A 12,794-nucleotide genomic window follows, 5' to 3' on the forward strand; every position below is an offset into this window, starting at 1 on the left:
TGCACCCGGGAGGGTGTGGGAGAGTAGGTCACCGCCGGACATAAATTACCAGTAGGGCCCTGACAAACGACGTCAGGGCCCCACTGCTTTAACCACCCCGGCGAGCACCGGCACCCGGCACCACACCTCATGCCAGCCCCCGGCGACAAGGTCCGCCCCGCCGCAACTAAGGAAGCGATGTCCGGGACGCTGCAAGGAACTGCGAGAGCGTTGCCCGGAAGGCTGCAGGAACTGCGAGAGCGTCGCCCGGAAGGCTGCAGGAAGTGAGAGAGCGTCGCCGGGAAGGCTGCAGAAAACACGCCGCGCTCCAGGCGGCCCGGCGGCACCTAGAGGCGGACACGAGGTGGGACCTCGGGAAGCCCCGCAGGGTCTGCGCTTGATGCCGGGAAGCTTCAAAACCCTCAAGAATCTGGTGATTAACCTCAAAAAGTCGCGGAAACACGGGGAATTTGCGGACCAGGACGGCCCAAGCTGGTAAGTTTTCGAACAGTGGCTTGTACGCACGCCGCGTGCAGGCTCCAGAAAATCATGACCGTCCAGGAGGACATCAATGGCTAAGAACCGTAGTGAACTTGTTTCAGAGGTAGCAGGCAAGGCCGGCACCAGCCAGGCAGCCGTCAACTCCGTCCTCGACGCACTGTTCGAGGTTTTCGAGACTTCCGTTGCCGCCGGTGAGAAGATCACCATTCCGGGCTGGCTCGCCGTCGAGCGCACTGACCGCGCAGCACGCACGGGCCGCAACCCGCAGACCGGTGAGACCATCCAGATCGCCGCCGGCCACAGCGTCAAGCTGACCGCCGGCTCCAAGCTGAAGGCTGCGGTCTCCAACAAGAAGTAAAGCTTCTTCCCCCGGGATCACACTGGGGTGGACCAGGGGCGGCAACCGGTGGTTGCCGCCCCTTTTTGGCTTTTAAGCCGATTCGCGGCCCGGGCAAGGGTAGCGGACAATGGATAAGTGCCTTCTGCCGCAAAACCCCAATCCACAGCAACCCAGACAGCTCCCGATAGGGGAGCCCCTGGGCAAGCCGGCGGCGCCCTCGGCGTCCCGAAGGCGTGGCAGCTGGCAGGACTGGCGGCACTCTTCCTCGGACTGGTCGCGGCACTCGTCTTTTCCGGCGCGGCCGCTGCCCGTGAGGTCTCAGATCCGGGCGCCCTGGTCCGCTGGGGCCTACCCGTCAGCAAGGCCGTCCACAACGCGGCGGTGGCTACGGCCATCGGCGGCCTCATCTTCGCCGTAGGCATCCTGCCCAGGAGCCTGGGTCTCCGCAGCCGGGGGCGTGAGGCAGACGCAGGAGACGCAGAGCATCCCGCCTTCACCCGCGCCCTTGCAGTTGCAGCCGTTGCCGGCGCCGTCTGGACCTTGTCCGCCATTGCCGTCCTGGTGCTTACCTATTCCGATGTAGCCGGCCAGGGCATTTCAGGCGACGCCGAATTCACCCAGGCGCTGGTCTACTTCATGACCGACATTGAGACGGGGCGGGCCTGGCTAGCCGTCACCATCATTGCCGCCGTGGTGACCACTGCCCTGTTCGGCGTCCGGTCCCTGGGCGGGCTGGCCCTGACCCTGATCCTGGCACTCATCGGTCTGGTGCCCACGGCCCTGATCGGGCACTCCTCGAGTTCCTCCGACCACGAAGGAGCCATCAACTCCCTTGGCCTTCACCTGGTGGGTGTCAGTACCTGGGTGGGTGGCATCATCATGCTGGCGCTCCTTTCCGGAATCCTGACCGGTCCCAAAGCGGGCGCTGCGGGCGACATTACCGAGGCGACACTTAGAAGGTTCTCCTCGCTGGCGGGCTTCGCCTTCGTGCTGGTCTTCGCCTCCGGTGTCATCAATGCAAGCATTCGGATTACCAATTGGGGTGACCTCTTCGGCTCCTCTTACGGCCAGCTGATCCTGGCCAAGTCCGCCGCGACGCTGGTACTGGGTGGAGTGGGCCTTATGCACCGCCAATGGGTGATTCCGCAGCTGAGCCGCAAGGGCTCCACCATGTCCTCGCGGAGGGTCCTCTGGCAGCTGGTCCTGGCTGAATTCCTGGTCATGGGGGCCACTTCCGGTGTGGCCGTGGCCCTGGGCCGATCTGCCCCTCCGCAGTCCACCACGTATGCACCCGACGCCTCACCCGCTTTCATCCTCACCGGCTACGAACTTCCGCCGGAGCTGACGCCTGTCCGCTGGCTCACAGAGTGGCGGCTGGACTGGCTGTGGATAGCAGTGGCGTTGTTCGGGCTGGTTTCCTACTTCATGGGCGTAGCCAGGATCAACGGCCGGGGCGACAGGTGGCAGTGGTTCCGGTCCGTGAACTGGGTGATCGGCCTGCTGGTGCTCACCTATATCACCTCGGGCCCGCCGTCGGTCTACGGCCGTGTCCTGTTTTCCGCGCACATGGTGGACCATATGGCACTCACCATGGTGGCCCCCATCTTCCTGGTCCTCGGCGCCCCCGTGACCCTCGCCCTGCGCGCCCTGCCTCCCCGCGGAGACGGTTCGCGCGGCCCCAGGGAATGGCTGCTGGTGTTCGTGCACTCCAAGTTCTCGCAGGTGGTCACGCACCCGCTTTTCGCGGCCGCCAACTTCGCCGGTTCAATCGTGCTGTTCTACTACTCCGACCTGTTCGGGTTCGCAATGCGTGAGCACGTGGGCCACGAACTGATGATCGTGCACTTCCTGCTCACCGGGTACATCTTCGTCCTGAGCATGATTGGCTCCGACCCGCTGCCGCGCCGGGCGCCGTACCCCATGCGGTTGCTGCTGCTCCTGGCCACCATGGGCTTCCACGCCTTCTTCGGCGTGGCCATTATGGGCGGAACCAACCTGCTGGCCGCCGACTATTTCGGCAACCTCGGCCGTGCCTGGGGGCAGTCGGCGCTGCTGGACCAGCAGACCGGCGGCGCCGTGGCTTGGGGCATCGGCGAAGTGCCCACCCTTCTGGTGGCCATCGGCGTGGCCATCATGTGGTCCCGGTCCGACCAGCGGGAGACCAAACGCGTGGACCGGGCGGCGGACAGGAATAACGACGCCGATCTCACCGCTTACAACGATATGTTTGCCAAATTGGCTGAACGCGACGCCAAGCTGGCTGAACGAAACAAGCTGGAAGGACGCTCATGAGCGAAACCGTACGCACCCACCTCCGGGTCCGGGCCTCCGAACTGGTGGGCCGTAACTGGTTGAACACCGGCGGCAAGTCGCTGGACCTCGAAGCCCTTCGCGGCAAAATCGTACTGCTGGACTTCTGGACCTTCTGCTGCATCAACTGCCTTCACGTCCTGGACGAGCTGCGGCCGCTGGAGGAACAGTACTCCGACGTCCTGGTCACGGTGGGTGTCCACTCGCCCAAATTCGAGCACGAGGCGGACCCCGTGGCGCTGGCCGCGGCCGTCGAACGTTACGAGATCCACCACCCCGTCCTGGACGATCCCGAGCTGGATACCTGGAAGGCCTACACGGCGCGGGCCTGGCCCACCCTGGTGGTCATCGACCCCGAGGGCTACATCGTTGCGCACCTCTCCGGTGAAGGCCACGCCGACGGACTCGCGGTCCTGATCCCCGAGCTCATTGCCGAACACGAGGCCAAGGGGACGCTGCACCGCGGCTCCGGCCCCTACGTGGCCCCTGAGCCCACCTCCGGCACGCTCCGCTTCCCCGGCAAGGCGCTCTTCCTGCCCGCCGGGCGCGGTTCGGCTGAGTCGCGGGAAACGTCCGACGGCGGTGCCGCGGCAGGCGCCGCAGTGCAGGGTTCCTGGCTGGTCACCGACACAGGCCATCACCGCCTGGTTGAACTGGGCACCGACTTCCACACCGTTCTGGGCACCTACGGCTCCGGCACCAAAGGCTTTGCTGACGGACCCGCCGCCGGCGACACTGCCACGGCCCAGTTCAACGAGCCCCAGGGCCTGGTCCTGTTGCCTGAAGACGTGGCCGCCAAGGCAGGTTACGACGTCGTAATTGCAGACTCCGTGAACCACAGGCTCCGCGGCCTTTCGCTCGAGGACGGGAAGGTGACCACCCTCGCCGGCAACGGCATCCAGCGCCTGCTCGAAACCGGCCCTGCCCGCGTGGACGAGGATGCCGCCGGATTCACCGGCCGGCTCAGCGAACACCCGCTGGAGGTCTCCCTGAGCTCGCCATGGGACCTGGTCTGGTCCAGCAAGCTTAACGCCGTGGTGATCGCCATGGCCGGAACGCACCAGATCTTCAGCTTCGACCCGCTGACCGGTGCCGTGGCCATCGCCGCCGGCAATGGCCTGGAAGGCCTGCTGGACGGCCCGGCCCACGAGGCCTGGTTCGCCCAGCCCTCCGGCCTGGCCGAGGACGCGGCCGGCAACATCTGGGTTGCCGACTCCGAGACGTCCGCCCTCCGCAAGCTCGTTATCGACGACGACGGCGCCATCACCGTGGAGTCCGCTGTCGGCAAGGGCCTGTTCGACTTCGGCTTCCGGGACGGTGCTGCCGTTGAAGCCCGGCTCCAGCATCCGCTCGGCGTCACGGTGCTGCCGGACGGTTCAGTGGCCATCGCCGATACCTATAACGGCGCCGTCCGCCGCTACGACCCCGCTGCGGGAACGGTCACCACGCTGGCGCGCGGACTGCTCGAGCCCTCGGACGTCATTGTGGACCACACGCAGTCGGCAGGTTCCGAGCCGCTGCTGGTGGTGGTGGAGGCAAACCAGCACCAGCTGGTGTACGTCCCCATCCCTAAGGAAGCCCAGCAGGTGGATGAGGGCGCGTCCCAGACCCATCGGCCCAAGAGCCCTGTTGCACCCGGTTCGCTGGAGCTGACGGTCCGTTTCACCGCCCCCACCGGGCAGAAGCTGGATGACCGCTGGGGCGATCCCACGCAACTGAAAATTTCTTCCACTCCGCCCGAGCTTCTGGTGTCCGGCGGAGGAACGTCCGTGGGGCTGCTCCGGACCCTTGAGCTGTCCGCAGACGTGCCCGAAGGCGTCCTGCACATCACCGCCCGTGCCGCGGCCTGTGACGGTCCGGAAACGGAGGACGGCGAGATCCCTGACCATGCAGCCTGCCACCTTTACCAGCAGGACTGGGGCATCCCTGTACTGCTGCAAAGCGACGGGGACACCGAGCTGGTGCTGGACCTGCGCGGCATGGACTGACGCGCCGCCGTCGTAGAGAAAAAGATAGGCTGCCGCCAGTGACACACCCGTCACAGGCGGCAGCCTTATGACGTCCGGCACGTAGCGGCTGGCCGCTTCAGAGCCTGGCCTAGAAGCTGAGCAGCGGCGTGACCTTGATAGTGTCCCCGGCGACGTCCAGGCGGGTAGTGAAGCTGAAGTCCACTTCCTCATCCAGCGGGTACCAGGCGCCGGTGAACAGGTTCTGCTGGAGCGCCTCCACCTTGGCCTTGCCGTCAAGGGGCGCCACAACCCAGCGCCCGTCAAAGGGCTCGATGGCCACGTTGGGATATTCGGTCACGGTCCATTTGATGCTGCCGTCCTGGACCCGGTTGTTGCTGGCGTAGTAGAAGGGGCAGTCGGGCTGGAGCTTTTGCTCCTGGACGGCCTGGGCCGCGCAGCCGTCCAGGAATTCCCGAACCTTGGCCGCCACGTCCGTCTTCAGGCCGTCAGTGGCCTGCGTCAGCAGGTTCAGTGGCGCCACCGGGACGTCGCGGGCGGTTACGGTGGCACGGGTTGGGGGCGCAGAGAAGTATTCGCCGTTCACCGTGGCCTCGTATTCGCCGGGGTAGAAAACGGCGAAGGAGTTCCGGCCGTTGGGCATGTTGACGTCCACGCCGTTCACGGTGGCCTCGCTTGAATTGACCACCGTGACATCAACGGTGGGCAGCCGGGACGGAACAAAGGCCCAGTTGTTGAAAAAGATCCAGTCGGTTCCAGCCTTCTGCAGCGCGAACTCCGTGCGCAGCCGGCTGCCGTCGATGGTGTATTCCATCGGCACCATCACCTGGCCGCCCGGGCGCTCCTCGGCGTCTCCGATGTTGACGTTCGTAAAGCGGGACGTGGCGGTCTGCAGGGCAGTGCCGTCGAGCATGGCAGCGTTGCTGGGCGGCACTGTTGCCCGGAGGAGTCCCAGCGCCTTGCCGCCGTCGCCGCTCTGCAGCGCGTCCAGATACTCCCGGACCGGCTGCTGGGGGCTGGCCACGGTGTTGTTCACGAGGTTGACGGCAACGATAGCGGCGGCCACAGCAAGCATGAGGCCCAGCAGCCATCCGGCTGCTATCCTCACCAACGCTTGACTCATCTGCACGTTCCATACGTTACCTGCCCTGCGCCCGACGGCGGCAGTTGAGTCAGCGCACTGCGGCGCCTGGTCAGCGGCGGCGCCGGGACGACGTGCCGAACACGCCGCGGAGCAGTTCGCGGCCCAGCTGGGTTCCCATGGACCGGGCCATGCTCTTCAGCCCGCCGCCCAGGGCCCCGCCAAGGATGCCCCCGAGGTCACCCATCCCTCCATCCTCCGGCTCCTGGCGGGTGGTCCGCGGTGCTTCAATGCGGGTGCGCCTTTGCCCGGTGCGAGCGGGCCTGCTGCTTGGCCGGCCCAGAATTTCCTCTTCAATCCGCCGTGCCTCGGCGTCGACGTCGTAACCGCCGGGGGTTTCGCTGCCCGGGCCGCCATTACGCTCACCGCCACCGCCGGGAACAGGCGGTTGGCCCTCGGCGGCGGGGCCGGTGGCAGCGGCAGCTTTGCCCGACAGCTTCTCGTAGGCGGAGGGGTTGTCCACCGCTGTTCCATACTTGCCCAGCAGCGCTGATCCGGCCACGGTGCTGCGGACCAGGGCCTCCTCGCTTGGCCCCATCACGGATTCCGGGGCGCGCAGCCGGGTAAGGGCCACGGGCGTGGGTGCGCCGTTCTCGTTCATCACGGTGACCACCGCCTCACCGATTCCGGCCGACGTGAGCGTCTCTTCGAGGTTGTAGTCGCTCATGGGGAACGTGGATACAGTCGCTTTAAGCGCCTTCGCATCCTCCGGAGTGAACGCGCGGAGGGCATGCTGCACCCGGTTGGCGAGCTGGCCGAGGACATCGGCCGGCACGTCTTTGGGGGTCTGGGTGACGAAGAAAATCCCGACGCCCTTGGAACGGATGAGCCGCACAGTGGTGGTGATGGCCTCAAGAAATGCCTTGGAAGCGTCGTTGAAGAGCAGATGCGCCTCGTCAAGGAAGAACACCAGTTTGGGTTTGTCCAGGTCGCCGGCCTCGGGCAGGTCCTCGAACAGGTCGGCCAGCAGCCACATCAGGAAGGTGGAAAACAGCATGGGCTTGGTCTGCAGGGCGGGCAGTTCCAGGCATGTCACCACTCCACGACCGTCCCGGGCAGTCCGCAGCAGCTCAGCGGTATCGAACTCCGGTTCACCGAAGAACCTCTCCAGCCCCTGGGCCTCGAGGCTCACCAGCTCGCGGAGGATCACGCCCGCGGTCGCCTTGGACAACCCGCCCAGCTCCGCGAGCTGGTCCTTGCCCTCGGCGGAAGTCAGGAATTGGATGACCGCGCGGAGATCCTTCAGGTCAATGAGCTCCAGGCCGTTTTTATCGGCAAAATAGAACACGAGCTGCAGGCTGGATTCCTGCGTGTCGTTCAGCTCCATGATCCGCGAGAGCAGGATGGGGCCAAACGACGTGACAGTGGCCCTGACCGGGACGCCGTTGCCTTCCCCGCCCAATGCCAGGAACTCGACGGGGAACGTCCTGCCCTGCCACGCCTGGCCGATGCCTTCGGTCCGGGCAAGGAGTTTTTCGCTTCCGGCGGCTGCAGTGGCCAGGCCGGAGAGATCGCCCTTGATATCAGCCAGGAAGACCGGAACACCGGCGGCGGAGAGCTGTTCGGCCATCATGTGCAGCGTGACGGTTTTGCCGGTGCCGGTGGCTCCTGCCACCAGGCCGTGCCGGTTCATCATTGCCAGCGGCAGGCGTACCTGCGCCTCCTTGTGGACTTCACCGTCCACGATCGCTGCCCCCAGTTCGATGGCGGGCCCGTCCAGCGTGTACCCCTTCTGAATGGTGGCAAGCTTCTCTGCTGTGGTTTTGTTGGCCATGCCGCTAGCTTAGCGGCGGCCACGCCCGGCACGTGGGGTGCGAAACGTCAGTTCGGCGGAAGCTTTGACAGCTCTTTGGTGAACGCCAGGAACTTCAGCGTCTCCGGGTCGGCGTCCAGGTCGAACTGGGGCTGGTAGCCGGTGGTGAGGTACAGGTGCTTTGCCTCCGGCTGGCGGGGACCGGTAGTGAGGTAGAGCCTGGTGTACCCGCGGCGGACGGCCAGGGTTTCCAGCTCGGCCATCACCAGTTTTGCCAGTCCGCGGCGGCGGTGGCCCGAGTGGGTCCAGATCCGTTTGAGCTCGGCGGTGTTGGCGTCGTAGCGGCGGAAGGCGCCGCCCGCGATGGATTCGCCGTTTTCCTGGACCACCAGGAGCGCACCGCCCGGTCCCTCGAATTCATCAGCCGGGTAGCGGTTCAGTTCCTCCGCCGCCGCGCTCCTGCCGAAAAGGTCCCCATAGCGGGTGTCGTATTCGACGGCGAGTTCGTCCAGCAGTGGCCGGACGCGCGGATCGTGCATGGGGAGATTGAGGACTGTCAGCACGGCCGCGTCCAGTGGCCGGCGGACAGCACCAAGGGGCTGGCGGTCAGCATCGGCTGGCTGGGAGGCAACACCAAGGGGCTGGCGGACGAGGCCGGTTTCTGCGGTCACGGTTCAGTTCTTTCCGACGGCGGCTGGTTCTGTGGAGATCACGGCGGAGGTCCGTGCGGCGGTGCCACGGACGGCAGTGAGAATGTTCCGGGCCAAAGCATCATTTTCGCGGAACGGCGCGGCGTTGGTGCCGGGACGGGCAAAGGCACCCGCGCCCCACCCGGAGGTGCCGGGGCCCACACCGAAAAGCGTAGGCTGCGGCGTCCCCTCAGCGCTCACCAGTTCGTGCCGGCTGGAGATGAGCAGCTTGCCTGTGGAGTGGATCCCGTCGGCGGTCAGCAGCTGCTGTTCCGCGCCGAGGCCTGTCCGGTGCAAGGAACCGAGTACCGGGTTGAGTGAGCGGGCCACGGTGGGGGAGGGGAGGCGGGCTTCGATTAATGCCTTCGCCGCCACGAAGGTCCCGGACCGTGGAGAGCCGGCATGGAACAGGCCAGTGGATTCCTCCGCTTCCACTTGGAGGTCCGGGCCGAGGAACCGCAGGAGCCCGGCGCGGTGCAGTGCCAGCATCTGGCGGAGGCGGTGGGGCGGCGGTCCGGAATCCACGAAGCTGAAGAACCCGTGCCACCAGCCGTGGACCACCTGCTGGGAGCGGGCGTTGAGCCGTTCCGGCGGAACCACCCGCCCCACTTCCATGTACACGTGCAGCAATGCCAGGAAAAGGGCGAGGGTTTCCGGGTGGTCGGGGCTGTCCCGGAGGGCGAGATCATGCTCGATGTACTCCACCACCGCGTCCTGCACGTCCTGGTGCCCGGCGAAGCGGCGGCCGGTGAAGGGCCGGTCCAGCCGCTCGAGGTCGAGGTGGAGGGCGGAGTCAGGTATGGCTGCAGCCACAAGTTCTTCACGGGCGGGGCTGTACCAGTCCAGGTCCGAGTAGCGGGCCGCGAACTCTTCCCAGGCCATGGTGGCCAGGCCGGGGTTGCCGGTCAGCAGTTCCCGGTAGTAGCCGTAGCCGGCCTCCTTGGCGATCAGGGGCCACAGGTCCCGGCGGAAATCGAGCTCCCCTCGCCGTTCCAGCAGGGCAGCCACCGCCGCAGCGGTCAGGAAGAGCAGCGGCCCGGGCGGGTCCCCCCGGAGCGTTGCGGAAATTTTGGAGTGGTACGGCACTCCCCGCCGCGAACCTGCCCACAGCTTCGGTTCCCTGCCCGACGCACGGTACTGCAGACCGCCGTCGGGAGTTTCAACGAACCGTCCACCGCGGCCCTCCATCAGAAGGACCAGGAGGTCGACGAAGGCAAGGCCCATGCCGGAAACGATGACGTCCTGCCCCGGAGCGATGGGGGAATAGTCGACGTCGGTGGTGTAACTGGGTGCCGCATGAAAGCCGCCGTGCCGCCGGGCGAAGTCGGCCCAGGCCTCGGAGGCGGCATCGGGACGGGAATCGGTGTGGCCCAGCGCGGTGACCACTATGTCGGCCTGCAGCGTCCGGCCATTCGCCAGTTCGACGAGGTGCTTGCCCGTGGCCACGGTGCCGGGGGCGGGATCGGCGGGGGAAGCTTTGTAGCCTATTCGCCTGACCGCTACAGCCGTGGTCCGGTGGACTGTGACGTCCCGGCCGAGGGACCTGGCTGCGCGGCGGAAGAACCACTCCAGGTACTGGCTTTGCAGCTGGCGGGTGGGGAACGAGGCGCCGGTGAGGGACCGGAGCTGCTCCCGCAGGGTCTGCGGAAAGTCCGGAACATCGGTGATGGACCCGTCCACCACGCCCGCCGCCCATTCGGCCAGGCTTGGTCCCGGGCCGGCCGGCCCTTCGCAGGCTACGGACGCGTCCGTGAACATGGTGATATCCGCCGCGGTGGAATTCAGCAGGAGGCCCGGATGCTGGTCGTAGCGCCAGATACGGCCGGAACCGGGCACATGCGACTCCACGACGTGTATCTCCATCGCGTCACTGAAGAGCTCCGGACGGTTTGCGGCCAACCGTTCAAGGACGCCGGCCGTGCGGGGTCCGCCGCCCACGAAGACGACGGCCGGGATGTGCGCTGGCATGGGTGCTCCTGTGGCGGCAGTAGGGGTGGCTGGAGTGCCATGCTAGGCAGCGTTTCCGACGGCGGTCGAGCAGCCGGTCACGCCCGTTAACTGCGCGTCACATCCCGTCAAAAGAGGCAAAAAACCGACGCATGACGCTGTGCGAACTCCGGTGAAGTTATGCAACCTGCCGCCTTGCTGCCTGCTTCGGGCCAGACCTAGATTTGCAGCCAGCAACCGGGGCAACCAGCTCCGGCCCAACCATGGAAGCGGGGTGGCGCATGAGTTCAGCAGCAACGAAGGTGGCGCAGTCAGCACAGCCGGCAGAGTCAGCACAGCAGGCTGCCGGGCCGGCGCCGGATGCCATTGCTGCAGCGCCGGCTGCTTCCGGGGCGGGCGGGGTCCCGCCGGAAGCCGGGGCGCCCCGGGTGGCCACCGACTATTCGGCGTACCGGGTGGTGGCCGCCAAGCATCCGTGGCGCTGGGTGGGCACCGCCGTGGTGGCCCTGGGTGTCCTCGCGGTGGCCTGGTCCCTTGCCACCAACCCCCGCTGGGAGTGGGGTGTAGTAGCGCAGTGGTTCACCGCCCAGTCCGTCATCAGCGGGCTGATCGAGACACTGAAGCTGACCGCGATCTCCGGCGTCCTCGGCTTCGTGCTGGGCTTCATCCTGGCGCTGATGCGGCTGTCCGCCTCGCCGCTGCTGGTCTCCGTGTCCTGGACGTTCTCATGGATCTTCCGGTCCACCCCGCTTCTGGTCCAGATGCTGCTCTGGTACAACCTGGGCTACCTGTACGAAAAGATCAGCCTGGGCATCCCCTTCACCGACGTCCGGTTCTTTGAGGTGCAGACCACCACGCTGATCAGCCAGTTCGCGGCAGCAGTGCTGGGTTTGACCCTGAACCAGGCAGCGTACTCCGCCGAAATCATCCGCGGCGGCATCCTCTCCGTGGACCAGGGCCAGCTGGAAGCCGCTGCCGCCCTGGGCATCCCGGCCTGGCGAAGGTCCACGCGCATTGTCCTGCCCCAGGCCATGCGGGCTATCCTGCCTACCGCATTCAACGAGATCATCGGCCTGGTCAAGGGCACCTCCATCGTGTACGTCCTGGCCTACTCCGAGCTGTTCTACACCGTGCAGGTTATTTACAACCGCACCCAGCAGGTCCTCCCGCTGCTGTTGGTGGCAACCCTCTGGTACGTGGTGATCACGTCCGTGCTCAGCGTTTTCCAGTACTACATCGAACGGCACTACTCCAAGGGCGCTGTGCGCAACCTGCCGCTGACGCCCCTGCAGAAGGCCCGCAAATTCTTCGCCACCCACGCCGTGGCCAACAACCGGGCAAGGAGCCGTTGATGACCACCGCTGCAACCGCCGACGCCACCCGAGGCCTGGTGGAAATCACCCAAGTCCGTAAATCCTTTGGTGCCACCGAGGTCCTCAAGGGCGTCAGCCTCACCGTTGAGCCCGGCGGTGTCGCCGTGATCGTGGGTCCTTCCGGATCGGGCAAGTCCACACTGTTGCGCACCATCAACCACCTGGAAAAGGTGGACGGCGGCTTCATCTCCATCGACGGCAGGCTGGTGGGCTACGAAATCCGAGGGCAGCGGCTGCTTGAGCTGCGCGAGAAGGAGATCCTGAAACAGCGCACCGAAATTGGCATGGTGTTCCAAAACTTCAACCTGTTCCCGCACCTCACCGCACTCGAAAACGTGGCCGAAGCACCCGTCGTGGCGCAAGGACGTACAAAGGAAGAGGCGCAGCGGCGCGGTCTGGAACTGCTGGACCGGGTGGGGCTCAAGGACCGCGCCGGCGCCTACCCCCGCCAGCTCTCCGGCGGCCAGCAGCAGCGGGTGGCCATCGCCCGGGCCCTTGCCCTGGACCCCAAAATCCTGCTGTTTGACGAACCCACCTCCGCTCTGGACCCGGAGCTGGTCAACGAAGTGCTGGATGTCATCCGTGAACTCGCGAAATCCGGCACCACCCTGATCATCGTCACGCACGAAATGGGCTTTGCCCGCGACGTAGCGGACACCGTGGTGTTCATGGACGAGGGGCAGATCGTGGAACAGGGCAGCCCGGAACAAATTTTCACCAACCCGCAGGAACCGCGCACCCGCAGCTTCTTCTCCAAAGTGCTCGAACCGGCTTTCAACATCTGAAGGACTTCC

General features: G+C 66.1%; 9 protein-coding genes. 5 read left to right on the top strand and 4 right to left on the bottom strand.

Translation table 11 applies throughout. The annotated features are described in order from the left end of the window. Positions 1–550 precede the first annotated feature (550 nt). The 3 genes from AC5RVN_RS08940 (at position 551) to AC5RVN_RS08950 (ending at position 5,118) form a co-directional block, all read left to right on the top strand. On the top strand, positions 551–838 hold the full coding sequence (locus AC5RVN_RS08940; protein ID WP_104045996.1) for an HU family DNA-binding protein: 288 nt from the start codon (positions 551–553) through the stop codon (positions 836–838). Positions 839–955: 117 nt separating this feature from the next. After that, on the top strand, positions 956–3,112 hold the full coding sequence (locus AC5RVN_RS08945) for a bifunctional copper resistance protein CopD/cytochrome c oxidase assembly protein (protein WP_494137712.1): 2,157 nt from the start codon (positions 956–958) through the stop codon (positions 3,110–3,112). Then, a complete protein-coding gene (locus AC5RVN_RS08950) occupies positions 3,109–5,118 on the top strand; it encodes an NHL domain-containing thioredoxin family protein (protein WP_494106588.1) in 2,010 nt (669 codons plus the stop codon). The genes AC5RVN_RS08945 and AC5RVN_RS08950 overlap by 4 nt, the downstream gene beginning before the upstream one ends. A gap of 109 nt (positions 5,119–5,227) precedes the next feature. On the opposite strand, the gene AC5RVN_RS08955 is transcribed toward AC5RVN_RS08950, so the two are convergent. From AC5RVN_RS08955 to AC5RVN_RS08970, 4 genes are all read right to left on the bottom strand, one after another. After that, on the bottom strand, positions 5,228–6,220 hold the full coding sequence (locus tag AC5RVN_RS08955; RefSeq protein ID WP_494106589.1) for a hypothetical protein: 993 nt from the start codon (positions 6,218–6,220) through the stop codon (positions 5,228–5,230). 70 nt (positions 6,221–6,290) lie between these two features. Then, on the bottom strand, positions 6,291–8,012 hold the full coding sequence (locus AC5RVN_RS08960; protein ID WP_494137713.1) for a helicase HerA-like domain-containing protein: 1,722 nt from the start codon (positions 8,010–8,012) through the stop codon (positions 6,291–6,293). 47 nt (positions 8,013–8,059) lie between these two features. Next, positions 8,060–8,530: a GNAT family N-acetyltransferase gene (locus tag AC5RVN_RS08965; RefSeq protein WP_494042477.1), complete on the bottom strand. Its 471-nt coding sequence runs from the start codon at positions 8,528–8,530 to the stop codon at positions 8,060–8,062. 135 nt (positions 8,531–8,665) lie between these two features. Continuing rightward, positions 8,666–10,648 carry an FAD/NAD(P)-binding protein gene (locus AC5RVN_RS08970; protein ID WP_494137714.1) on the bottom strand — a complete coding sequence of 661 codons (1,983 nt, stop codon included), beginning with the start codon at positions 10,646–10,648 and terminating at the stop codon, positions 8,666–8,668. A gap of 260 nt (positions 10,649–10,908) precedes the next feature. On the opposite strand from AC5RVN_RS08970, the gene AC5RVN_RS08975 reads away from it, so the two are divergent. Continuing rightward, positions 10,909–11,979 carry an amino acid ABC transporter permease gene (locus AC5RVN_RS08975; protein ID WP_494137715.1) on the top strand — a complete coding sequence of 357 codons (1,071 nt, stop codon included), beginning with the start codon at positions 10,909–10,911 and terminating at the stop codon, positions 11,977–11,979. Next, entirely contained in the window at positions 11,979–12,785 is an 807-nt protein-coding gene (locus AC5RVN_RS08980; protein WP_494042410.1) for an amino acid ABC transporter ATP-binding protein, read from the top strand. Before AC5RVN_RS08975 ends, AC5RVN_RS08980 begins: the two co-directional genes overlap by 1 nt. The last annotated feature ends 9 nt before the right edge of the window (positions 12,786–12,794 follow it).

This window comes from Arthrobacter sp. sptzw32, assembly GCF_059089735.1.